The sequence below is a fragment of the Bradyrhizobium sp. LB11.1 genome, from assembly GCF_040549385.1.
Taxonomy (GTDB): Bacteria; Pseudomonadota; Alphaproteobacteria; order Rhizobiales; family Xanthobacteraceae; genus Bradyrhizobium.
Window position 1 is genome coordinate 98,565 of record NZ_JBEPTH010000012.1, and the last position, 21,636, is coordinate 120,200.

Genomic DNA, 21,636 nt, shown 5'->3' on the forward strand with positions numbered 1-21,636 from the left:
TTATCGAGCGGGCAGGATCCCGAGCCCCAGCAGATGCGCGTCCAGGAATTGCGTGACCTGCTGTCGCAGCATCTGCGGCGGCACGGCGACCATGCGCTCTTCAAGACCGAGCGAGATGATCCCGTGTACCGCGGAAAACAACGTACGCGACAGCAGTGCGATCTTCACGTCATCCGCATCCGGTAGCACACGGACCAGAGGCGGATGCATCAACGCGAAGGCGTCCATCACCATCTGAAGAATATCGTCGGGATAAGGACGGTCGTCCTCCATCCGATGCTCGAACAGCGAGCGCAACAGATTGGCGTTTTCGCCGAAGAATTCGAGATAGGTCTCGGCAAGTCCGTAAAGCTGGCGGACCGGATTCCCCGCCGGAACGCCGCCCAACCGCATCGTCAGTGCCTGAACCGTCTCCCGGTTGACCGTCAAGATCACCCCGTCGAAGTCGCCGAATTCGTTATAGACGCTGCCGACCGCGCAGCCGACGGCGTCCGCCACGTCGCGAACCTTCAATGATCTCAATCCTTTAGTCGCGATAATGCTGCGGGCGATCTCCAGGATCTGGAGACGCCGTCGATTTTTTTTCCTGTCCCGCAGCGATTCTTCTTGAACATTGTTCATTCTAAAGTTACTCACATGAACATTGTTCAATTTAACCTGGAGACCTGCAAAATGCAAACCCTCGCTGTTGATATCGCCTCTACCTTCGTCGACGACGCCGCGGCCCTCTTGAGCGGCTTGGGCCGCGCCCTGCTGCAGTTCGTCATGGCCCCGATCGACCGGATCGCAAATGCCTGCGACACTGCCGGCGTACTCGCCGAGCGCCGCGCGACCTTCCGGATGTGGCGGACCAGCCGCGCCCGTGCCGGCCGCGAGCGCCGCCGCTTCAGCCTGTTCGGCCGCTTAAACCCCTTTCGCCATCTTGCGCACCTCACCTGAGGCGAAGCCGATGCGCATGCGAGTCCACTCGAATGCGAGGACCGACCGCAACAAAGGGCTTACTATGCCCGGACATTCCCGGCCGGCTCCCCGACTGTCAGAGATGCCGTTCAGCGTTTGCTTATCCGCCAGGGCAATATCCCCGCAGGCGCGGCATTTCTGCCCGAAACTGCGGCCGCGACCGGATATTTGCGAACCTGACGAGACCACTTGGAGACCAACAGGATCGGAGGGACCGAGGGGACAGAGCAGGCCGATGACCGTCGTCACCCTGCAATCGTTCCTCCAACACCCTTCCGGTCGTGACGTTTGACCTACAACGTATCAACCTCAAGCTGCCTTTCCAAAACAGGACTCGTCATGATCAGGGATTTGATGTCGTCACGCCGCTTTGCGCCGCTGTTCTGGGCGCAATTCTTCTCGGCGCTCAATGACAACGTGCTCAAGAACGCACTCGTCATCATCCTGCTTTACAGCGCCGCGACCGGCCATGGTGACGCGCTGGTGACGGTCGCAGGCGCCGTCTTCATCTTCCCCTATTTCATCCTGTCCGGGCTCGGCGGCCAGCTCGCCGACAAATACGTCAAATCGGTCGTCGCAAGGCGATTGAAGTTTGCCGAGATTTTCGCGGCGGCCTTCGCAGCCGCCGGCTTCTTCCTGCACTCGGTGCCGTTGCTGTTCACGGCGCTTGCGCTGTTCGGCATCATCGCCGCCCTGTTCGGCCCCGTAAAGTATTCCATGCTGCCGGACCAGCTCGGGCTCGGAGAGCTCGCGACCGGCAACGCGCTGGTCGAAGGCGCGACCTTCATGGCCATCCTGCTCGGCACCGTCGCCGGCGGCCAGTTCGTGGCCGGCTCCGCCCATATGGGCTGGGTCTCATCCGCCGTGGTCGTGCTGGCCCTGTTGTCGTGGGCTTTTGCCTCCCGCATTCCGCAAACAACGCCCTCCGCGCCTGATCTGCCTGTCGATGCCAATCCCTGGACATCGACGCTCTGCCTGTTGAAGACGCTGTACGCAAATCACCGGCTGTGGGACGGCACTGTGATCGTCTCCTGGTTCTGGCTGGTCGGCGCGATCGTGCTGTCGCTGCTGCCGGCGCTGGTCAAGGACGTCGTCGGTGGCAGCGAAGGCGTGGTGACGCTGTGTCTGGCGGTCTTCGCGATCGGCATTGCCATCGGCTCGCTGTTTGCGGCCAGCCTGAGCCACGTTCGCCCGAACCTCGCGCTGGTGCCGATCGGCGCCATCATGATGGGATTTGCCGGCATCGACCTTGCCTGGGCCATCGGCGTCACGGTCAAGGGCGATGACATCGCGGCGGTTGATTTCGCTACCTCATTCGCGGGTCTGCGCATGCTGGTCGACTTCGTCGTCTTCGCATTCGGCGGCGGCTTGTTCGTCGTTCCGTCCTTCGCCGCGGTGCAGGCCTGGTCGGCTCCGAACGAGCGCGCCCGCATCATCGCCGCCGGCAACGTGCTGCAGGCCGCCTTCATGGTGCTGGGCTCGCTGTTCGTCGCGGTATTGCAGGCCGCTGGGCTCCACGTCGGCTGGATCTTCCTCGGCCTCGGTGTCGCCAGTTTTGGTGCGGTGTGGTTCGTGCTGACGAAATGGGGCAAGGAAGGCGTGCGCGATTTCGGCGGACTGCTGTTCCGCGCCCTGTTCCGCACCGAAGTGCGCGGGCTCGAGAACCTGCCACCGTCAGGCACGCGCATGTTGATCGCGCCCAATCATGTCAGCCTGATCGACGGCCCGCTGCTGCACGCCGTGCTGCCGATCGACGCGAGCTTCGCGGTCGATACCGGCATCTCAAAGGCCTGGTGGGCCAAGCCGTTCCTGCGCGTGGTCAAGCACTACACCATGGACCCGAGCAAGCCGCTGGCCGCACGCGACCTGATCAAGCTCGTCGCGGCCGGCGAGCCGGTTGTGATCTTCCCGGAGGGACGCATCACCGTCTCCGGCTCGCTGATGAAGGTCTATGACGGCACCGCGATGATTGCCGACAAGGCCGACGCCGTGGTCGTGCCGGTTCGCATCGAGGGCGCGCAGCGCTCCCATCTCAGCTACCTCAACAGCAGCCAGATCAAGCGCTCCTGGTTTCCACGGGTGACGGTCACGATCCTGCCGCCGGTCAGGCTGCCGGTCGATCCGGCCCTGAAAGGCAAGGCGCGCCGCAATGCCGCGGGCGCCGCGCTCCAGGACGTGATGATCGATGCGATGGTCAAGAACGCCATGCTCGACCACACGCTGTTCGAAGCGCTTGGACACGCCTATCGCGACCGCGACACCGGCAAGGTCATCGTCGAGGACGCGCTTGGCACCAAGCTGACCTATCGCAAGCTGATCCTCGGCGCGCAGGTACTGAGCCGCAAGCTCGAAACCGGCACGGCCGCCGGCGAAAATGTCGGCGTGCTGCTGCCAAACTCCGCGGGCGTCGCCGTCGTCTTCATGGCGCTGCAAAGCATCGGCCGGGTCCCGGCGATGCTCAACTTTTCCGCCGGCCCGGTCAATGTCCTCGCCGCCATAAAGGCGGCGCAAGTCAAGACCGTGCTGACCTCAAAAGCTTTCATCGAGAAAGGCAAGCTCGACAAGCTGATGGCCGCGATCTCCGCCGAGGCGCAAATCGTCTATCTTGAGGATGTCCGCGCCTCGATCAGCGCGGCCGACAAGATCAAGGGTCTGCTCGCGGGCACCGCGCCGCGCGTCGGCCGCCAGGCGAACGATCCGGCCGTCGTGCTGTTCACATCGGGGTCGGAAGGCACGCCCAAGGGCGTCGTGCTGTCCCACCGCAACATCCTCGCCAACGCCGCTCAGGCCCTGGCGCGGGTCGATGCCAACGCGAATGACAAGGTGTTCAACGTGCTGCCGGTGTTCCACTCCTTCGGCCTGACCGGGGGAATGATGATGCCGATGCTCGCGGGCATTCCGATCTACATGTATCCCTCGCCGCTGCACTATCGCATCGTGCCCGAGCTGATCTACCAGACCGGCGCCACGATCCTGTTCGGCACCGATACATTTCTCAGCGGCTATGCACGTTCGGCGCACGCCTACGACTTCCGCACCCTGCGCCTGGTGATCGCCGGCGCCGAGGCGGTCAAGGACCGGACGCGGCAGGTGTTCATGGAGCGCTACGGCATCCGCATTCTCGAAGGTTATGGCGTCACCGAGACGGCACCGGTGCTCGCGATGAACACACCGATGGCCAACCGCCCGGGCACCGTCGGCCGCCTCTCGCCGCTGATGGAAAGTAAACTCGATCCGGTCCCCGGCATCGAGGAAGGCGGACGCCTCTCGGTGCGCGGACCGAACGTGATGCTCGGCTACCTCCGGGCCGAAAATCCCGGCGTGCTCGAACCGCTGGCCGACGGCTGGCACGACACCGGCGACATCGTCGCGATCGACCCGGCCGGCTTCATCACCATCAAGGGCCGCGCCAAGCGCTTTGCCAAGATCGCCGGCGAAATGGTCTCGCTGTCGGCGGTCGAGAGCATCGCGACGACGCTGTGGCCGCAGGCCGCATCGGTCGCCGTGTCGATCCCCGACCAACGCAAGGGCGAGCGCATCGTGCTGCTGACGACGCAGAAGAATGCCGAGCGCAGCGCGATGCAGGCCCAGGCCAAGACAATCGGCGCGTCCGAGCTGACCGTTCCCGCAGCAATCATGGTCGTCGACAAGGTGCCGCTGCTCGGCACCGGAAAGACCGACTATGTCACGGCGACGACGATGGCCCGCGAGCAGGCGACGGCATCGGAGCGGGAAGTTGCGTGACGTCCAACCCATGGCTGTCGCACCGCCGCATGCGCGGCGCGACAGCGTGGTGCTGCTGCATGGCATCGGCGTCGGCTCCTGGACGCTGAAGAAGCTGGATCGAGCGCTACAGCATCGCGGCTTTGCGACGCTCAATCTCGACTATTCCAGCCGCAAGAATCCGCTTGAGGCACTCGCAGAGGAGATCCACGCGCCGATCGCCGCATTCGCCAAACAATGCGACGGCACAGTCCACTTCGTCGCCCATTCCATGGGCGGGCTGCTGACGCGGGTTTACATCGCACGACACCGACCGGCGCGGCTCGGCCGCGTCGTCATGCTGGGGACGCCCAACGGAGGCAGCGAAGTTGCCGATCTCCTGAAGGATCTCTCGCTCTACCGCGCCGCTTTCGGCCCGGCCGGCCTGCAGCTTACCACCACCCAAGACCCGGTGCTCGCGGACCTGCCGTCACCGGATTATGCGATCGGCATCATCGCCGGATGCCGCACCATCGCGCCGATCGCGTCGGCCTTTGTTCTGCCGCGCCCCAATGACGGACGGGTTTCGGTTGCGAGCGCGAAGCTGGACGGTATGGCCGACCACATCATCGTGAGGGCGTCGCATACCGGGCTGCCGCGTCACGCCGTTGCGATCGAGCAGACGATCGCGTTTCTGCACGACGGACGGTTTTGCCTGGCGTGACGGCTAGCCCTCCGTCCGCCGTTCTTGCGCGTAACGCACCAGCGCAGCGAAGCGATAGATGCCGTGCACGAACTTGCCATAGGGCATGGTAATGAACAGCGCGAACACCGCGCCGAGATGCAGCGCCAGCAGCGGCCCCATGGCGGCGGTCTCGCGCAGAATAAGGAGCAACATGCCGGTGAAGCCGGTCAGGAACAGCATGGCGACGAAGCCGACATCCATGCCGTAGCTGTGCTCGTCGAGAAGTTCTGGCGCGCGCCGCGATTTCGCGATGAACAGCCCGATCGGTCCAACGACGAGGCCAATGCCGCCGAGCGTGCCGAGCACGACAGGCAAATCCCACCACGGATACGGCGCCTCGCGGCCAAGCAGATAATGATACAGCGTCGCGACCGAGGTCGCGGCGAAACAAAGCAGGAATCCGTAGAACGTCAGGTGATGGAAAAGCTTGCGTCGGTCGGTCGGCTTTTCGTCCTCGTTATAGCAGCCGACACCGCCGCCATGGAGATAACGTAGCTCGCCGGCATCGCGGATCGCCTGGAAGATCGAGCCACCGTCGGCGCGTCCGCCGATCGGCGTGCCGATATCGCGCCAGAAAGCGCGCACGCTCATGACCAGCGCGAGAATCGCATAGAGGAAGGCAGCGCTGAACAGAGCGGCCATCGCGTTGTGCGGCATCAGCCTGTAGAACGCGCCTGGCCCGGTGTGTACGCCGAACAGTATGCTGCGGTCGTTCAGGGCGGCGAAGCCGAGGATGAAGGCGGTCATGCTGAGCGCAGCCACGATGCTAATGACGAGCCCATTGCGCGCGAAGGCTCCGGACAGCGCCTGCGGCCAGGCATAGGCCGCGTACGACTCGGCGCGCGCGACCGCGAGTGTTTGGGGGACGTTGACGTTGAATTCGTGCGGCGGCGAGAACTGGCAGTCGACGTAGCAGGCGCCGCAGGAGTGGCAGAGGTTGGCGAGATAGTTGAGGTCGCCGTCGGAGAAGGCGCGGCGCATCTCCATCGCGGGAAATACCGCGCATAGACCCTCGCAGTAGCGGCAGGAATTACAGACCGTCATCAGACGGTCGGCTTCGTCCAGAATTCTAGTTCCGTGCATGTTTCGCCGCTTCCCGTCCTGCGATCCGCCCGAACACGCTGCCGATGGTCATGCCCATGCCGGCGGCATAACCCTTGCCAAGCACGTTGCCGGCCATGATCTCACCGGCCGCGAACATGTTGGCCGACGGCTTGCCGTCAGCCATCAGCATCCGCGCCTCCATGTTCACACGCGTGCCGAGGTAGGTGAAGGTGATACCGGGCCGCACCGGATAGGCGAGATAGGGCGGCGTCTCGATTTTACGCGCCCAATGCGTCTTGGGCGGCGCGATGCCTTCGGTCACGCAATCGTCCAAAATGGTGTGGTCGAAGGTGCCGGGCCGCACCGCGGCGTTGAATGCGGTGATGGTCTTTTCCAGCGCGGCCGGATCGAGCGTCAGCTTGCCGGCGAGCTCGGCGATCGTCTGCCCCGCGATCGGCGGGAACAGCGTCGGCATGAACGAGGTGACGACGGTGGAATCGAAGATGATGTAGGCAATCTGGTCGGGCTGCGCCGCGACCAGCCGGCCCCAGATCGCGTAACGCTTCGGCCAGATGTCCTCGCCCTCGTCATAGAAACGCTGCGAATGCTTGTTGACGACGATGCCGAACACGACGGAGTCATGCCGCGTGATGATGCCGCCGTCGAATTTCGGCGCGCGCGCGTCGATCGCAACCGCATGGCACTGGGTGGGGTCACCGACCTCCTGCACGCCCTTGTCGAGCAGCATCTTCAGGATCGAACCGCGATTGTAGGGTGTGCCCCGGATCAGGAAATTGTCGGCGGCATCGCCCCAATATTGCTTCAGCCATTCGATGTTGGCTTCGAACCCGCCGGCCGCAGCGACCAGCGAGGTCGCGCGAATCTCGGTTTCGCCGTTGATCGGCTGCTTCACGCGCGCGGCGAGGAACATGCCGTCCTCGATCACGAGGTCCGTGACCTCGGCGTCGTATTCGACGTCCACGCCGAGCCGTTCGGCGGTGAGATAGAGCGCGTTCAGCATGGCGCGGCCGCCGCCGAGGAAAAAAGAGTTGGTGCGGCCGAGACTCAACGTACCGCCAAGCGAGGGCTGCCAGCGCACCCCCTGCTCCACGATCCAGTTCAGGATGTCCTTGGACTCGCGGATCATGTGGCGGGCGAGCACCTCGTCGGTCTGGCCGCCAGTGACGCGCAGCAGATCCTCCCAGAACTCCTCCTCGGTGTAGGGACCGGTCAGGATGTCGGTCGCGGCGTCATGGGCGCAGCGCATATTGCGGGTGTGGCGGGTATTGCCGCCGCGATAGAATTTCGGCGCACCTTCGAGCACCAGCACCGAGGCGCCGCCGCGGCGCGCCGAGATCGCCGCGCACAGCGCCGCGTTGCCGCCGCCGATCACCAGCACATCGTATTTGCCGCTCATGTCGTCCGTCCGATGCGACGAGGTTAGAGACATTCTGCCCGCAAAAGGCCTTGGTCAAGGCTGACAGCCATTGCGTACATTTGTATACAAAGATATACAAAGGTGGCGCAAGCGGCATCTCTGCATGGGCAGGATGCGCATCGAGGGATCATGGCCAGACGCCCGGCAAAGGCAGGCGGATCGATTGCGCGCGGCAGTGGCGTCGCGCTCGGCGAAGCCGTGTTCCGCTCCCTTTGCGAGGCGCTCCAGGCCGGCAGCTACCGCGCCGGCGACCGCCTGCGCGAGGAAGAGGTTGCGCAGCGGCTGAAAGTCAGCCGCACACCGGTGCGCGAAGCTCTCGGTCGCCTCGCGGCGCGCGGCTTCGTCGAGCCCGCCGGCGGACGCGGCCTGATCGTCCGCAACCTCGACATCTCCGAGGTGCTCGAACTCTACGCCATGCGCGAGATCATGGAAGGCGCCGCCGCACGCCTCGCCGCGGAGCACGCCTCCGCACCCGAGGTCGACGCGCTTCGCGATATCGAACAGGCCTTTGTCGAAACGTCCGAGACCGACGCCACCGAGATGGCAAAACTCAATCGCGCGTTCCACGAAGCGATCTGCCGCGCCGCGCGCAACCGCTATCTCGACAACGCCTCGCGCGAGCTACAGGACTGGATCGCCCTGCTCGGCCCGACCACCTTCACTGTGACGGGTCGTCCCTCGACCAGCCATGGCGAGCACCAGGCCATCATCGACGCCATCGCCGCACGCGACGGCGACAAGGCCGAGCAGCTCGCCCGCGGGCATATCCGCGAGGCGCTGCGCTGCCGGCTGAAGCTGTTGCAGAAGCAATAGGGCAGGCGCTCACGCCAGCACGTCTGCTGCGACGGCCTTCAGAACATCCCGCACGTCGGTTGGCTTCATCCGCACCTGCAGGCCGCGCTGACCGCCATTGAGATAGACCAGGTCATGGGCGAACGCACTCTGCTCGATCACGGTGCGGACCGGCTTGCGTTGCCCGAACGGGCTGATGCCGCCGACCTTGTAGCCGGTGACGCGCTCGGCTTCGGACGGCTTCATCATTTGCGCCGACTTGCCGCCCGCGGCTGCAGCGAGCTTCTTCATCGCAACTTCCTGGTCGGATGGAACGATGACACAGACCGGCTTGCCGTCCACCAGCGCCATCAGCGTCTTCAGCACGCGCGCCGGATCCTCACCGAGGGCGGCAGCCGCTTGCAGTCCGATGCTTTCGGCGTCGGGATCGTAGTCGTAAGCATGAACGGTGAAGGCGACGCCGGCGGCTGTGAGCGCGCGGGTGGCTGGGGTGACTTTGGACATGAGTCACGTTTACCACCGTCAGTGCGGGCGGCGAAGCCACGCGCTGTTGGTGATCATGCCTTTATACAGGTGTTTTGCCCGACGCCGCAAGCAATTTCGGTAAGACCGAACATTCCTCCGGCCTTTCAACCCCGTTCTACTGTGCATGGGGTTGTTTTGCGCGGATTGCTATTCCGCCGCGTCGCGCATCTCCGCGCGCTCGGCCCGCGCCGCGCAGAACTTGAATTCCGGGATCTTGCCGAATGGATCGAGCGCAGGGTTGGTCAACAGGTTCGCTGCCGCTTCCGCGTAGCAGAACGGCATGAACACCATGTTCTCGGGCACGTCGCGGTCGGATCGGACCTTGACCTCGATGGCGCCGCGGCGGGTCTCGAGGCGAATGAAATCCCCGGGCACGAGCTTCTTCCTGTGCATGTCCTTCGGCGACATGAACGCGACCGCCTCCGGTTCGATCTGGTCGAGCACCTGCGCACGGCGGGTCATCGAGCCGGTATGCCAGTGCTCCAGCACGCGGCCGGTCGACAGCACCATCGGATATTCGGCGTCGGGCAGCTCGTCCGGCGGAATGACATGGGCCGGCACGATCTTGCCGCGGCCACTGGCGGTCGGAAAACCCGTGGTGAAGATGATCTCGTTGCCGGGCTTGTTCGGATCGTCGGCCGGATAGGTGACGGCGCCTTCGCGCACCAGCCGCTCCCAGCTGATGTTCTTGAGCGAAGGCATCAGCTCTGCCATCTCGGTGTAGACCTCGCCCGGGCCGGAATAATTCCACGGCAGGCCCATGCGCTTGCCGATCTCCTGGATGATCCAGAGATCCTGCCGCGCGTCGCCCGGCGGCTTGACCACCTGGCGCGCGAGTTGCACGCGACGATCCGTGTTGGTGAAGGAGCCTTCCTTCTCCGCGAAGGCGGAAGCCGGCAGGATGACGTCGGCATGGAACGCAGTCTCGGTGACGAAGAGATCCTGCACCACGAGATGATCGAGCATCGCAAGCGCCCCGCGCGCATGCTGCAGATCGGGGTCAGACATCGCGGGGTTTTCACCCTCCACATACATGCCCTTGATCTCGCCGGCGTGGATCGCGTTCATGATCTCGACCACGGTCAGTCCGCGGACGGGATCGAGCTCCTGGCCCCACAGCTTCTCGTAGGCGCCGCGCATGTCGTCGCGGTCGACCGGCTGGTAATCCGGCAGGAACATCGGGATCAGGCCAGCGTCGGAAGCGCCCTGCACGTTGTTCTGGCCGCGCAGCGGATGCAGGCCGGTGCCGGGACGACCAACCTGGCCGGTGATCAGCGCCAGCGCGATCAGGCAGCGCGCATTGTCGGTGCCGTGGACGTGCTGGCTGATGCCCATGCCCCAGAAGATGATCGACGATTTGGCGCGCGCATAGGTTCGCGCGACCTCGCGCAGCGTTTGCGCCGGGATCCCGCAAATCGCTTCCATCTTCTCCGGCGTGAACTCCTTGATCTTCTCCTTGAGATCCTCGAAGCCCTCGGTATAGCCGGCGATGTACTGGTCGTCCGTCAGGCCTTCGGTGATGATCGTATGAATCATCGCGTTCAGCATGGCGACGTCGGAGCCCGGCTTGAACTGCAAATGCCTGGTCGCATGACGCGACAGTGTCTGCCGGCGCGGATCCATCACGAACAGCTTCGCGCCGTTCTGCTTGACCGCGTTCTTGATGAAGGTCGCGGCGACCGGGTGGTTCACGGTCGGGTTGGCGCCGATCACGATGATGACTTCGGCATCCATAGCGGCTGCGAACGGCGCCGACACCGCGCCCGAGCTCAGGCCTTCGAACAGCGCTGCGACCGAGGAGGCGTGGCACAGCCGTGTGCAGTGATCGACATTGTTCGAGCCAAAGCCGGTACGCACCAGTTTCTGGAACAGATAGGCCTCTTCGTTCGAGCCCTTGGCCGAGCCGAAGCCGGCGAGGGCCTTGGAGCCGTTCTCGTCACGGATCTTGACGAGGCCCTTGGCGGCGATGTCGAGTGCCTCGTCCCAGCTCGCTTCACGGAAATGGGTGAAGGGATTGGCGGGATCGACCTGGTCGTTGGAGTCCTTCTTCGCATTCGGCAGCCGAACCAGCGGCTTGGTCAAGCGATGCGGATGGTGGATGTAGTCGAAGCCGAAGCGGCCCTTCACACAAAGACGATTGTGATTGGCGGGGCCGTCGCGGCCCTCGGCGTAGATCACCTTCTCGTCCTTGACCTCATAGGTCACCTGGCAGCCGACGCCGCAGAACGGGCAGAGCGAATCCACCTTCCTGTCGGCATAGGTGACGCGGGTCTGCTTGTCGTCGAGCATCACGGCCGGCATCAGCGCGCCGGTCGGACAGGCCTGCACGCATTCGCCGCAGGCGACGCATGTGGACTCGCCCATGGGATCGTCGAAATCGAACACGATCTTCGAGCCATGGCTGCGATAAGCCATGCCGATGACGTCGTTGACCTGGACCTCGCGGCAGGCGCGCACGCAGAGGCCGCACTGGATGCAGGCATCGAGATTGACACGCATCGCCGGATGGCTGGCGTCGGTCTCCCAGCGCTCGGCGGCGGGGAAACGGCTTTCGGTAACGCCCGTGGTTTCGGCCCAATGCCAGAATTTCGAATCCGGATCGTGCGAGGTCGCGCGCGCCGGCTGGTCGGCGACCAGCAGCTCCATCACCATCTTCTGTGCGGAGACCGCGCGCGCGGACTCGATCTTCACCTTCATGCCGACCGAGGGCGTACGCTTGCAGGACGCGGCCAGCACGCGCTCGCCTTCGATTTCCACCATGCAGGCGCGGCAATTGCCGTCGGGGCGATAGTCGGGCGCGGGTGAGTAACAGAGATGCGGGATGTCGCGGCCCTGGCGCTTGGCGACTTGCCAGATCGTCTCGCCGGGACCCGCTTCGACCTGCTTGCCGTCGAGCTCGAACGTAATCTTCGTCATTCGGCCGCTTCCTTGAACTCGTCAGGGAAATATTTGATCACGGTGGCGAGCGGATTCGATGCCGCCTGTCCGAGCCCGCAGATCGAGGCATCACGCATCGCCTGGCTTAATTCTTCCAGCAATGCCTGGTTCCAGACCGGCTTCTGCATCAGCTGCGCCGCCTTCTGGGTTCCGACGCGGCACGGGGTGCACTGGCCGCAGCTCTCGTCCTCGAAGAACTTCATCAAGTTCAGCGCCGCCGCGCGCACGCTGTCATCTCGCGACAGGATCACGATCGCGGCCGAGCCGATGAAGCAGCCATATTTCTCCAGCGTGCCGAAATCGAGCGGGATGTCGTCCATCGACGCCGGCAAAATGCCGCCGGACGCGCCGCCCGGAAGATATGCGTAGAACTGATGGCCGGCGGCCATGCCGCCGCAATATTCGTCGATCAGCTCGCGCACGGTGATGCCGGCGGGTGCGAGCTTCATGCCGGGGTTCTTGACGCGGCCCGACACCGAGAAGCTGCGCAGGCCATGGCGCTCATGGCGGCCATTGCCCTTCCACCAGTCGGCGCCCTTCTCGACGATGTCGCGCACCCACCACAGTGTCTCGATGTTGTTGATCAGCGTCGGCAGGCCGAACAGGCCGACCTGGAACGGATAAGGCGGCTTGTGCCTGGGCAGGCCGCGCTTGCCCTCGATACTTTCGAGCAGCGAGGATTCCTCGCCGCAGATATAAGCGCCGGCGCCGCGGCGCATGTGCAGCGTCGGTCCATCCGCGGGCAGTTTTGCGAGCTCGCGCTCCAAAATCTCGCGTGAGGCCGGATATTCGTCGCGCAGATAGATGTAGATGTCGGAGGCCTGCACCACATACGCGCCGATCAGCATGCCCTCGATGAAGCGATGCGGATCGCTTTCGAGATAGACGCGGTCCTTGAACGTGCCGGGCTCGCCCTCGTCGCCGTTGATCGCCATCAGCCGCGGTCCGGGCTCGCCGAGCACCGCGCGCCATTTGCGTCCCGTGGGGAAGCCGGCGCCGCCGAGGCCGCGCAGCGAAGCGTCGTCGAGCGCCTTCAGGAGATCATCCTTCGATAACTCGCCGGAGCGCACGCGATTGAGCAGCTTGTAGCCGCCGCCGGCGACATAGGCGTCGTAGTCCACATATTCCGGCAGATGCGCGTGGCTGTCGCCGGCCTTCGCGGCCGCCATCACGTTGGCGACGGTGGCATGGTCGACGAAGTTGTGGCCGACTTCGGCGGCAGGTGCGGTGTCGCAGCGGCCGACGCAGGGCGCGCGGACGACGCGGATGCCGGGTCCCGACGCGCTCTGCAAATCCGCGAGCAGCTTCTCGCCGCCGAGCATCGCGCAGGTCAGCGAATCGCAGACGCGGATCGTCAACGGCGCGATATCGGGCTCGCCTTCCTTCACCACGTCGAAATGCGCGTAGAACGTCGCGGTCTCGAACACTTCGGCAAAGGCGAGCTTCATCTCGTCGGCGAGCGCGGCAAGATGCGCGGCCGAGATCTGGTGATATTTGTCCTGGATCAGGTGCAGATATTCGATCAGGAGATCGCGCCGCCGCGGCTTGTCGCCGAGCAATTGCTCGATCTCAAATAAGGCGGTTGGATCGACCTGCCGGCCCTTGGGCGTGGCCTTGGCGCGCCGGCGGCCCTCGCCCGGATGCTCGAATTCGCGAACCTTGTGAACGTCGTCGTGGCTCATCGTTGCGTCTCGTAGACCTTCCTTAGAACGAGTCCAAGCTTACCTTTTGGCATACCAGATGCCAAGAGAATTCGTATGTTCCAATAAGCATTTAAGGGGCATGCAGCTCAGCTAAGCCCCATGCCCCTCACCGAAATGAATAGGGTATCTCCTCAGGTCTTGCCCATGCAATCCTGGATGTAGAACCAACGATCGTCGCCGATGAGCCCCTTGGCCTTCACTTCGGCACGACACGCCTTCAGCTTCGGCTTGTTGGCCGCCCACGTGGCCTTCATCTCTTTCAACTTCTGCATGGTGAGCTTGACCTTGCCCGGCGGCTTGGCGGCCGTCGTCGCAGGAGTTGCGGGTGCGGCTGCGGTCTGTGCAGACGCGGTGTGGAGGCCCGCGGCCAGCAGCATGGCAGCAAGGCAGATACGGGTGCGAAGCATAGGAATCCCCCTAGGTCCCATTTTCAATGATTTTGTCAGGCGAGTGCCGCCGGATGCCGACATGCGGCATCCCGCGGCGATGTGGGTTTGCGATCAGAGGATCTTCACCGCACTCTCAAGCGTCTTGTACACGCCCCAGGCCAGCGGGATGCCGACGAAGAGCCAGAACAGCGCGGCCTTGGCGTCGAGGCCGCCAGTGCCGATCCCGAACGAGCCTGTCTGAATAGGCCCTGCACCCGCGTTCGCGGCCTGCAACTTCGCGACCTCGGCCTCGCTCATGTACCATTTCGAATCGACCGGCTTGACCAGATAGTTGCAGATGATGCCCGCGATCAGCATCGCACAGAGAATGTACATGGTCGTATTGTACAGCTGATCGCGCGGCACACCGGCCGCGAGCTGGAACTCGCGGATGTAGTTGACGACAACAGGGCCGATGATACCCGCGGTCGACCACGCCGTCAGCAGCCGGCCGTGAATGGCGCCGACGAACTGCGTGCCAAACATATCGGCGAGATAGGCTGGCACCGTGGAGAAGCCGCCACCATACATCGACAGAATGATGCCGAAGCCCAGCACGAAGAACAGCTTCGAGCCCATCGCCGCGAAGGTCGGCGCCAGCGCGTAAAGCACGATGCCAAGAATGAAGAACGTATAATAGGTGTTCTTGCGACCGATGTAGTCCGACAGCGACGCCCAGACGAAGCGACCACCAATGTTGAACAGCGACAGCACGCCGGCGAAGCCCGCCGCAATGCCGGCGATCACGGTCTTCTGGTCGGCCGAAAGCTGACCGAAGATGAGCTCCGGATGCCCGATCAGCTTGCCCGCGAAGATCTCCTGGAGCATCGGCGAGGCCATGCCGATCACGCCGATACCGGCCGACACGTTCAAGCACAGCACCCACCAGATCAGCCAGAACTGCGGCGTCTTGTGCGCGTTGTCGAGATGGACGTTATGCTCGGAGATCATTGTCTTCTTCTCGCTCGGCGGCGTCCAGCCATCTGGCTTCCAGCCGGCCGGCGTCACCCGATAGGCGAAGGCGCCGATCGTCATGAAGACGAAATAGACGACGGCCATGACCAGGAACGTTTGCCACACGCCGACATCGGTCGAGCTCTTGAAGTAGTTGATCAGAAGGTTGGCGAAGGGTGCGCCGATCATGGCGCCGCCGCCGAACCCCATGATCGCCATGCCGGTCGCCATGCCGCGACGATCGGGGAACCATTTGATCAGCGTAGACACCGGCGAGATGTAACCGAGGCCAAGGCCGACGCCCCCGATCACGCCGGAGCCGAGCCACATGATCCAGAGCTGATGGGTGTAGATGCCAGCGGCGCCAAGCAGCAGACCACCGCACCAGCACAGCGCGGCAACGAATCCGGCCTTGCGCGGCCCGACCCGCTCGAGCCAACCGCCCCACAGCGCTGCGGAGACACCGAGCACGACGAAGAACAGGGTGAACATCCACCCGAGGCTCGCGACCTTCCAGTCGCAAGTCGTGGTGAACAGCTCTTGCCACAGCGACATATCCGGACAGGCCTTCGGCGCCGCGATTCCGATCGCGCGCGACAGCGGCAACCAGAACACGGAGAAGCCGTAGGCCATGCCGATGCACAGGTGAATACACAGTGCTGCCGGCGGCACCAGCCAGCGATTGAAGCCAGCCTTGGCGATCGTGCGCTCACGATCAAGTAAACCTGCACCGGCGCCTGAAATCGTTCCAGCGCTCTCAATTGAAGCCATGCATTCCTCCCCTGCAGCCGCCCTTCTGAGCGAGACTGCCGCTACGATCGCGTTCCTCAGCCCTGTTGCGGTGCAGCTTGGGTCCCTGTTGCCCCGCACAAATCATTCGATGCGCGCCGCGATCGTCGCGCACATTCGAGAAGTTAACCCCTCCAGCAGGGGTCTATGCCCGACACGGATGCAGGCTTCTTCGCCGGCCTCTTGCACCGCGTAACGAGCACGACTCAAACGTCCGCGTCGCCACGGACAATGTCAATTGGGGCAGAAGACGTGAACCCTGTCGATAGACAAATGGTAGATATCCGATAGGTGAGCGCGGCTACGCGTGCGGCGCGTCATTCACGATTTCTATCGAGCCATTGGTCTTTTCGATCAAAAACACAATGCGCGCCTCGTTGCGCTCGGTGATCTCCACCGTGTCGCCCGTCTCGCGGATCAGGTTCGGAATGTCGATCACCGACAACGGATCGGTGCAATGTACTTCGAGCTGGTCGCCCGGCTGCAATGGTTTCAGCGCCTTGCGCGTCTTTAAAGCCGGCAGCGGACATTTGAGTCCGGTGAGATCGAGCGTCGTTCTGGTCATGAGTGCAACATGGCGGGAGGGATCAATGACGTCAACGCAAGGACGTCAGAGCAGGTCCACATAGGACAGGAAACCTACGCTCTCGCCCGGCTCGACGCGCGTGATGTCTTCGCCCAATTCGATCAGGCCGTCAGTCTCCACCAATGACGACAGTAGCCCTGCGCCTTCGCGCGGGAATTTCACCGCCTCCAGCGCACCATCCGGCGCACGACGCAAGGAGGCGCGAACATATTCGCGTCGGCCCAACTTCTTCTTGTAGGTAAACGCCGCACGCAGCGGGATTGGCAACAATCGTTCCGGCAAACTGCCAGCGAGCGCCAGGGCGGTCGGCCGCACCACATGGACGAATGTGACAAAACTGGCGACGGGGTTGCCGGGCAGCCCGATCAACGGCGTGCCGCCGATGATGCCCATCGCCACGGGCCGGCCCGGCTTGATCGCCATCCGCCACAGCACCAGTGAGCCGACGCTCTCGACCGCCGCCTTGACGTGGTCTTCCTCGCCTGTCGAGACACCGCCGGTGGTGAGGATTAGATCATGGCGGCCCGCAACCTGCTTCAATCCATTCGCGAGCGAGGTGGGTTCGTCACGCAGAATACCGAGATCGGAGACCTCGCAGCCGAGACGGCGCAGCATCGCCATTAACATGAAGCGATTGGAATCGAACAACTGCGATGCCGCGCGCGGCTCGCCGGGCGAGGCCAGTTCGTCGCCGGTAGAGAATACGGCGACACGGATACGCCGGACGACATCGAGCCCGGTCAGACCGAAGGCTGCGGCAAGCGCGACATGCTGGGGCCGCAGCCGCTGACCGGCGCGCAGCGCGACATGGCCAACGGGAATGTCTTCTCCTGCCGCGCGAACATTAGCGCCCGGCTTCAACCCGGGTGGCAGCACGATCTTGCCGGCATCATCGATGCGGACGTCTTCCTGCATGAAGACGGCCTCGGCCCCCGGCGGCATCGGCGCACCCGTGAAGATACGCGCGGCGTGGCCGGGCTTGATCGGTGCTTGTGCAAAGCCGCCGGCCTGGATGCGGCCATCGAGCAGGAATGCCTGCTCCACTTTGACCGGAAGGTCGGCATTGCCAACGGCATAGCCGTCGACGGCCGAGTTCGTAAAGGGCGGCAGCGGCAGCGGCGCCGCGATATCCCGCGCCAGCACGCGTCCATCGGCGTCAGCGAGCACGACCGTCTCGGTATCCGCAATCGCACTGACGCGTGCCGTAATCATCCCAACGGCCTCGTCGACCGACATCATCGGGCCGCCGAAGGCAAAGCAATCGTCTGACAGTTGCGCCATGGTGCCTCGTCAGCGCATTGCCGCGCTTCTTGCAACCGCTTCCTCGACCGGCATCGCCGCCCGAAGCAGCAATGCCGCCGCAGCCTCGATATCATCGAGATGGACGGTCGGCAGCCGGGTTTCAACCGCAGTGTCGGTCGCGATTCCGACAATCCGGGGGTCATCAGGGAACAGCAGCGGCTTGTCGTTGCCGGCGCGATGCACTTCGATCTTACGATGCGGCTCGCGCTTGAAACCTTCGACCACCACGAGATCGACCGCCGATAGCTTGCCCAAGAGTTCCGGCAGCCCAGGCTCCGCCACGCCGCGCAATTCGTGCATCAGGGCCCAACGGTTCGACGAAGCCACCAGGACCTCGGCCGCACCGGCCTCGCGATGACGCCAGGAATCCTTGCCGGGCACATCGACGTCGAACCGATGATGTGCATGCTTGATGACGGAGACGCGCAGGCCCTGCGCGTTGAAATGCGGGATCAGCCGCGTCAACAGCGTTGTCTTGCCCGCACCGCTCCAGCCTGCAAGGCCGATGACTTTCATTCAAGCTCCGTCTCCGCGAGCGACTTGGTCCTGGGTGGAACCCGCTCCCTCCTCGTCATTGCGAGGAGCGTAGCGACGAAGCAATCCAGAGTGTCTCCGCGAAAAGATTCTGGATTGCTTCGCTACGCTCGCAATGACGAGAGGAAGCATTTTCGCTTTCCACTAGCATGCTTATATCGGCTTGACCCGAATGTCATGCTAACGTCGCGGCCATGATGAAGATCGACAAAGCCCCAGTGCCCCTGATCGTCCCCGATCCAGGCGACCCGCGCCTGACCCAGAGCGTGACCGGGACTGACCAGACCGGCGCCAAGGTCGAAATCAAGGTGCCGATGGAGCGGCCGCTGACGCTCTACCTGAATTCGCAGGAGATCGTCACCATGATGACGATCGGCGACTATCCGGAATACCTGGCACTCGGCTACCTGCTGAACCAGAACATGCTGAAATATAGTGACGCAGTCACCGAGGTCGAATACGACGACGACCTCCAGGTCGTGGTGGTGCGCACCCAGCACCACACCAATTTCGAGGCCAAGCTGAAGAAGCGCACGCAGACATCGGGCTGCGCGCAAGGCACCGCCTTCGGCGACCTGCTGGAGGCGGTCGAGAGCGTCGCGCTGCCGAAGGCCGAGCTACGCACATCCTGGCTCTATCAGATGGCCCAGACCATCAACACCACCCCCTCGCTCTATCTCGAGGCCGGCGCGATCCATGGCTGCGTGCTGTGCAAAGAGGGCGAGCCGCTCTGCTACACCGAGGACGTCGGCCGCCACAACGCCGTCGACAAGATCGCTGGTTGGATGTACCGCCACGGCGTCGATGCCTCCGACAAGATCCTTTACACGACGGGACGTCTCACCTCGGAAATGGTGATCAAGACGGTGCGGATGGGCATTCCGATCCTGGTATCGCGCTCCGGCTTCACCGCCTGGGGCGTCGATCTCGCGAGGCAAGTGGGTCTGACGCTGGTCGGACGCACCCGCGGAAAGCGCTTCATCGCACTCGCGGGTGAAGAACGGATCGTCTACGACCAAGACCTCGCTTACGTCGAAGAGGAGTCGGCGAAGCACAAGCGCAAGGGTGAAAGTGGTGACGACTAAGATTCCGTTGACGCAAGGCGTGCTGCTCGCCGGTGGTCTGGCGCGGCGCATGGGCGGCGGCGACAAACCGATGCGCACGATCGGCGGCCACACTATTCTGGAGCGCGTGATTACGCGCCTCTCGCCCCAGTGCGACGGATTGATCCTCAATGCGAATGGCGATCCCGCACGTTTCGCTGTGTTCGGCTTGCAGGTCATTGCCGACGACGTGCCCGGCTTCCCCGGCCCGCTCGCCGGCATTCTCGCTGCGCTCGACTGGACCGCGGCGAACCGGCCCGACATCGAGTGGGTGCTCAGCGCCGCCGGCGACTGCCCGTTCCTGCCACGCGACCTCGTCGCGCGCCTGCATGCGGCGCGAGCGCGAGAGAACGCGCAGCTAGCGGTCGCCGCATCCAGTGACCAGTCGCATCCGGTGATCGGCCTGTGGCGCGTCGCCTTGCGCGACGAGCTGCGTCATGCGCTGGTCGTCGAGGATCTCCGCAAGATCGACCGCTGGACCGCGCGCTACAAGCTGGCGACGGTGGCGTGGCCGGCCGAGCCGCTCGATCCGTTCTTCAATGCGAACACGGTCGAGGACATCGCCGAGGCCGAACGGCTGGCCGCGCTCGATGACGCCGCCTGAGCCGCTTTACGATTTTGGAAACTCGTTGAGAAGCTGCGCCCAGATGATCGCGAAGGCGATCAGGCCGGCAAGGCCGACCAGAGTGGTGAACCGCGGCAGCCGGTTGATGGCGACCAGCAGCCAGGCCGGCAGGAAGAACAGCCCAAAGATCATGCCGAGTGGAAACACCGCGAGCCATTGAAAGCCGGTGCTATCGCCCTGCGGTACATGGGCGATCGCATAGAATGTGTAGAGCCAGAATAGCGTGCCGGCAGCTGCCACGAGGGCGGCGATCCTGCGAAAATTGAGGGAGGTTAACGCGGTCATCGGGTTGCTCACGACCGTTAGTCGCAGCCGCTGCCGTAGGCGTTCATCGGCTCAAGCCGCCAGCGGCACCGACCAGGCGTCGTAGCCGTAGACCCAGCTCGTATCAGTCCGCTCCTTCAGCCAGATGTTGGCACGCGAGGTCTCCTGCACCCGCGTGGTCCGCACCTTGCGCGTCGCCTCGAAGCGGCGGAAGGCATCCACGACGCCGTCGCGGTTGACACTTTCGAGGCAGCGCGACAGTACCGCGGCATCCTCAATCGCCATCGCCGCGCCCTGCGCCATATAGGGCGTCATCGGATGGCAGGCATCGCCGAGCAGCGTCACCTTGCCATCGGCCCAGCGCTCCAGCGCATCACGATCCATGATCGCCCATTTGTGCACGTCGGGGCACGCCGCCAGCACCTGGCCGACCTGGGGATGAAAGCCTTCGAACGAGGCGCGCAGATCGCGCACATCGCCCTTCGCCGACCAGGACTCGATGCGGAAGTCGGGCTCAGGCTGGCTGGTGACGAGATAAACCTCGCTGCGATCGGGCCTGACGTAATAGATCACGATGTGGCGACCCTCGCCCCACCACTTCGTGCAGTCATCGATCTTCTCGCCGAGCAGCGCGGCAGGATAGGTGGTGCGGTAGGCGATGCGGCCGGTGAATTTGACCGGCGCGGTATCGAACAGAATGTCGCGCACCGCCGAATGCACGCCGTCGGCGCCGACCACCGCATCGGCAACAGCGCTGGTGCCGTCAGCAAAGCTCAGCCGGACGCGCTCGCCGGTCTCGTCGAGACCGACGAGCTTGTGGTTGAGCCTCACAAACTCATCCGGCACCACGCTCGCCAACGCCGCATGGAGATCGCCGCGATGGGCCAGCAGGTAGGGCGCACCGAACTTCTCCTCCGCGCTCTCGCCAAAGATCATGTCGAACTTGACGTCGCCGCTCCTCCAGTCGCGGTTATTCCAGGAGCGCGGATAGAACGCGTGCTCGCGCATCCGTTGCTCAAGCCCGAGCGCGCGCAGCACCTTCATCGCATTGCAGCCGATCTGGATGCCGGCGCCGATGCGGGCGAACCGGGAGGCCTGCTCATAGACCATCACATCGACACCGACGCGCCTAAGCGCCGCGGCGGTCGCGAGCCCGCCCATTCCGGCACCGACAATCGCAACCGAAAGCGGCGTTGCCATCGCGT

19 protein-coding genes are annotated in these 21,636 nt (G+C 63.9%); 6 read left to right on the forward strand and 13 right to left on the reverse strand.

Translation table 11 applies throughout. The features are described 5' to 3' along the window. Nucleotides 1-621, reverse strand: a complete 621-nt coding sequence (locus tag ABIA96_RS27315) for a TetR/AcrR family transcriptional regulator (protein WP_354140249.1) — start codon at nucleotides 619-621, stop codon at nucleotides 1-3. Between the two features lie 51 nt (nucleotides 622-672). Between ABIA96_RS27315 and ABIA96_RS27320 the strand changes: the two genes are divergently transcribed. The 3 genes from ABIA96_RS27320 (at nucleotide 673) to ABIA96_RS27330 (ending at nucleotide 5,386) form a co-directional block, all read left to right on the forward strand. Further along, the gene (locus tag ABIA96_RS27320; protein WP_354140250.1) at nucleotides 673-939 is read left to right on the forward strand and encodes a hypothetical protein; all 267 of its coding nucleotides are present in this window, start codon (nucleotides 673-675) and stop codon (nucleotides 937-939) included. Nucleotides 940-1,299: 360 nt separating this feature from the next. Continuing rightward, a complete protein-coding gene (locus ABIA96_RS27325; protein ID WP_354140140.1) occupies nucleotides 1,300-4,704 on the forward strand; it encodes an acyl-[ACP]--phospholipid O-acyltransferase in 3,405 nt (1,134 codons plus the stop codon). A gap of 10 nt (nucleotides 4,705-4,714) precedes the next feature. Then, nucleotides 4,715-5,386: an alpha/beta hydrolase gene (locus ABIA96_RS27330; protein ID WP_354140141.1), complete on the forward strand. Its 672-nt coding sequence runs from the start codon at nucleotides 4,715-4,717 to the stop codon at nucleotides 5,384-5,386. Between the two features lie 3 nt (nucleotides 5,387-5,389). On the opposite strand, the gene tcuB is transcribed toward ABIA96_RS27330, so the two are convergent. Both tcuB and tcuA read right to left on the reverse strand, forming a co-directional pair. Then, nucleotides 5,390-6,490: a tricarballylate utilization 4Fe-4S protein TcuB gene (tcuB, locus tag ABIA96_RS27335; protein WP_354140142.1), complete on the reverse strand. Its 1,101-nt coding sequence runs from the start codon at nucleotides 6,488-6,490 to the stop codon at nucleotides 5,390-5,392. Next, nucleotides 6,477-7,868, reverse strand: a complete 1,392-nt coding sequence (gene tcuA / locus ABIA96_RS27340; protein WP_354140143.1) for an FAD-dependent tricarballylate dehydrogenase TcuA — start codon at nucleotides 7,866-7,868, stop codon at nucleotides 6,477-6,479. Before tcuA ends, tcuB begins: the two co-directional genes overlap by 14 nt. 150 nt (nucleotides 7,869-8,018) lie before the next feature. On the opposite strand from tcuA, the gene ABIA96_RS27345 reads away from it, so the two are divergent. After that, entirely contained in the window at nucleotides 8,019-8,702 is a 684-nt protein-coding gene (locus tag ABIA96_RS27345; protein ID WP_354140144.1) for a GntR family transcriptional regulator, read from the forward strand. A 9-nt stretch (nucleotides 8,703-8,711) separates the two neighbouring features. Here the strand turns inward: ABIA96_RS27345 and ybaK are convergent, their stop codons facing one another. The 8 genes from ybaK to mobB form a co-directional block, all read right to left on the reverse strand. Beyond that, nucleotides 8,712-9,185, reverse strand: coding sequence for a Cys-tRNA(Pro) deacylase (gene ybaK / locus ABIA96_RS27350; protein ID WP_354140145.1), 474 nt, complete (start codon nucleotides 9,183-9,185; stop codon nucleotides 8,712-8,714). Between the two features lie 168 nt (nucleotides 9,186-9,353). Further along, nucleotides 9,354-12,122 (reverse strand): formate dehydrogenase subunit alpha, encoded by a 2,769-nt coding sequence (gene fdhF, locus ABIA96_RS27355; RefSeq protein ID WP_354140146.1) that lies wholly within the window; start codon nucleotides 12,120-12,122, stop codon nucleotides 9,354-9,356. Continuing rightward, on the reverse strand, nucleotides 12,119-13,825 hold the full coding sequence (locus ABIA96_RS27360) for an NADH-ubiquinone oxidoreductase-F iron-sulfur binding region domain-containing protein (RefSeq protein ID WP_354140147.1): 1,707 nt from the start codon (nucleotides 13,823-13,825) through the stop codon (nucleotides 12,119-12,121). The genes fdhF and ABIA96_RS27360 overlap by 4 nt, the downstream gene beginning before the upstream one ends. Nucleotides 13,826-13,977: 152 nt before the next feature. Further along, nucleotides 13,978-14,253, reverse strand: coding sequence for a hypothetical protein (locus ABIA96_RS27365; protein ID WP_354140148.1), 276 nt, complete (start codon nucleotides 14,251-14,253; stop codon nucleotides 13,978-13,980). 93 nt (nucleotides 14,254-14,346) lie between these two features. Further along, nucleotides 14,347-15,999 (reverse strand): OFA family MFS transporter, encoded by a 1,653-nt coding sequence (locus ABIA96_RS27370; RefSeq protein WP_354140149.1) that lies wholly within the window; start codon nucleotides 15,997-15,999, stop codon nucleotides 14,347-14,349. A 319-nt stretch (nucleotides 16,000-16,318) separates the two neighbouring features. Then, the gene (locus ABIA96_RS27375; protein WP_354140150.1) at nucleotides 16,319-16,582 is read right to left on the reverse strand and encodes a sulfurtransferase TusA family protein; all 264 of its coding nucleotides are present in this window, start codon (nucleotides 16,580-16,582) and stop codon (nucleotides 16,319-16,321) included. Between the two features lie 45 nt (nucleotides 16,583-16,627). After that, nucleotides 16,628-17,884, reverse strand: coding sequence for a molybdopterin molybdotransferase MoeA (locus ABIA96_RS27380; protein ID WP_354140151.1), 1,257 nt, complete (start codon nucleotides 17,882-17,884; stop codon nucleotides 16,628-16,630). Between the two features lie 9 nt (nucleotides 17,885-17,893). Continuing rightward, on the reverse strand, nucleotides 17,894-18,421 hold the full coding sequence (mobB, locus tag ABIA96_RS27385; RefSeq protein ID WP_354140152.1) for a molybdopterin-guanine dinucleotide biosynthesis protein B: 528 nt from the start codon (nucleotides 18,419-18,421) through the stop codon (nucleotides 17,894-17,896). Nucleotides 18,422-18,633: 212 nt separating this feature from the next. Between mobB and fdhD the strand changes: the two genes are divergently transcribed. Then, the gene (fdhD, locus tag ABIA96_RS27390; RefSeq protein WP_354140153.1) at nucleotides 18,634-19,524 is read left to right on the forward strand and encodes a formate dehydrogenase accessory sulfurtransferase FdhD; all 891 of its coding nucleotides are present in this window, start codon (nucleotides 18,634-18,636) and stop codon (nucleotides 19,522-19,524) included. Next, nucleotides 19,505-20,146, forward strand: coding sequence for a molybdenum cofactor guanylyltransferase MobA (gene mobA, locus ABIA96_RS27395; protein ID WP_502918852.1), 642 nt, complete (start codon nucleotides 19,505-19,507; stop codon nucleotides 20,144-20,146). The genes fdhD and mobA overlap by 20 nt, the downstream gene beginning before the upstream one ends. Nucleotides 20,147-20,152: 6 nt before the next feature. On the opposite strand, the gene ABIA96_RS27400 is transcribed toward mobA, so the two are convergent. Together ABIA96_RS27400 and ABIA96_RS27405 are read right to left on the reverse strand one after the other, a co-directional pair. Next, on the reverse strand, nucleotides 20,153-20,452 hold the full coding sequence (locus ABIA96_RS27400) for a hypothetical protein (RefSeq protein WP_354140155.1): 300 nt from the start codon (nucleotides 20,450-20,452) through the stop codon (nucleotides 20,153-20,155). 51 nt (nucleotides 20,453-20,503) lie between these two features. Beyond that, entirely contained in the window at nucleotides 20,504-21,631 is a 1,128-nt protein-coding gene (locus ABIA96_RS27405; RefSeq protein WP_354140156.1) for an FAD-dependent monooxygenase, read from the reverse strand. Between the last annotated feature and the right edge of the window lie 5 nt (nucleotides 21,632-21,636).

What these genes read in the sequence shown, in the direction of transcription:
- ABIA96_RS27315 (WP_354140249.1), bottom strand. Translation starts at nt 621, where the DNA reads ATGAACAATGTTCAAGAAGAATCGCTGCGGGACAGGAAAAAAAATCGA.
- ABIA96_RS27320 (WP_354140250.1), top strand. Translation starts at nt 673, where the DNA reads ATGCAAACCCTCGCTGTTGATATCGCCTCTACCTTCGTCGACGACGCC.
- ABIA96_RS27325 (WP_354140140.1), top strand. Translation starts at nt 1,300, where the DNA reads ATGATCAGGGATTTGATGTCGTCACGCCGCTTTGCGCCGCTGTTCTGG.
- ABIA96_RS27330 (WP_354140141.1), top strand. Translation starts at nt 4,715, where the DNA reads ATGGCTGTCGCACCGCCGCATGCGCGGCGCGACAGCGTGGTGCTGCTG.
- tcuB (WP_354140142.1), bottom strand. Translation starts at nt 6,490, where the DNA reads ATGCACGGAACTAGAATTCTGGACGAAGCCGACCGTCTGATGACGGTC.
- tcuA (WP_354140143.1), bottom strand. Translation starts at nt 7,868, where the DNA reads ATGAGCGGCAAATACGATGTGCTGGTGATCGGCGGCGGCAACGCGGCG.
- ABIA96_RS27345 (WP_354140144.1), top strand. Translation starts at nt 8,019, where the DNA reads ATGGCCAGACGCCCGGCAAAGGCAGGCGGATCGATTGCGCGCGGCAGT.
- ybaK (WP_354140145.1), bottom strand. Translation starts at nt 9,185, where the DNA reads ATGTCCAAAGTCACCCCAGCCACCCGCGCGCTCACAGCCGCCGGCGTC.
- fdhF (WP_354140146.1), bottom strand. Translation starts at nt 12,122, where the DNA reads ATGACGAAGATTACGTTCGAGCTCGACGGCAAGCAGGTCGAAGCGGGT.
- ABIA96_RS27360 (WP_354140147.1), bottom strand. Translation starts at nt 13,825, where the DNA reads ATGAGCCACGACGACGTTCACAAGGTTCGCGAATTCGAGCATCCGGGC.
- ABIA96_RS27365 (WP_354140148.1), bottom strand. Translation starts at nt 14,253, where the DNA reads ATGCTTCGCACCCGTATCTGCCTTGCTGCCATGCTGCTGGCCGCGGGC.
- ABIA96_RS27370 (WP_354140149.1), bottom strand. Translation starts at nt 15,999, where the DNA reads ATGGCTTCAATTGAGAGCGCTGGAACGATTTCAGGCGCCGGTGCAGGT.
- ABIA96_RS27375 (WP_354140150.1), bottom strand. Translation starts at nt 16,582, where the DNA reads ATGACCAGAACGACGCTCGATCTCACCGGACTCAAATGTCCGCTGCCG.
- ABIA96_RS27380 (WP_354140151.1), bottom strand. Translation starts at nt 17,884, where the DNA reads ATGGCGCAACTGTCAGACGATTGCTTTGCCTTCGGCGGCCCGATGATG.
- mobB (WP_354140152.1), bottom strand. Translation starts at nt 18,421, where the DNA reads ATGAAAGTCATCGGCCTTGCAGGCTGGAGCGGTGCGGGCAAGACAACG.
- fdhD (WP_354140153.1), top strand. Translation starts at nt 18,634, where the DNA reads ATGATGAAGATCGACAAAGCCCCAGTGCCCCTGATCGTCCCCGATCCA.
- ABIA96_RS27400 (WP_354140155.1), bottom strand. Translation starts at nt 20,452, where the DNA reads ATGACCGCGTTAACCTCCCTCAATTTTCGCAGGATCGCCGCCCTCGTG.
- ABIA96_RS27405 (WP_354140156.1), bottom strand. Translation starts at nt 21,631, where the DNA reads ATGGCAACGCCGCTTTCGGTTGCGATTGTCGGTGCCGGAATGGGCGGG.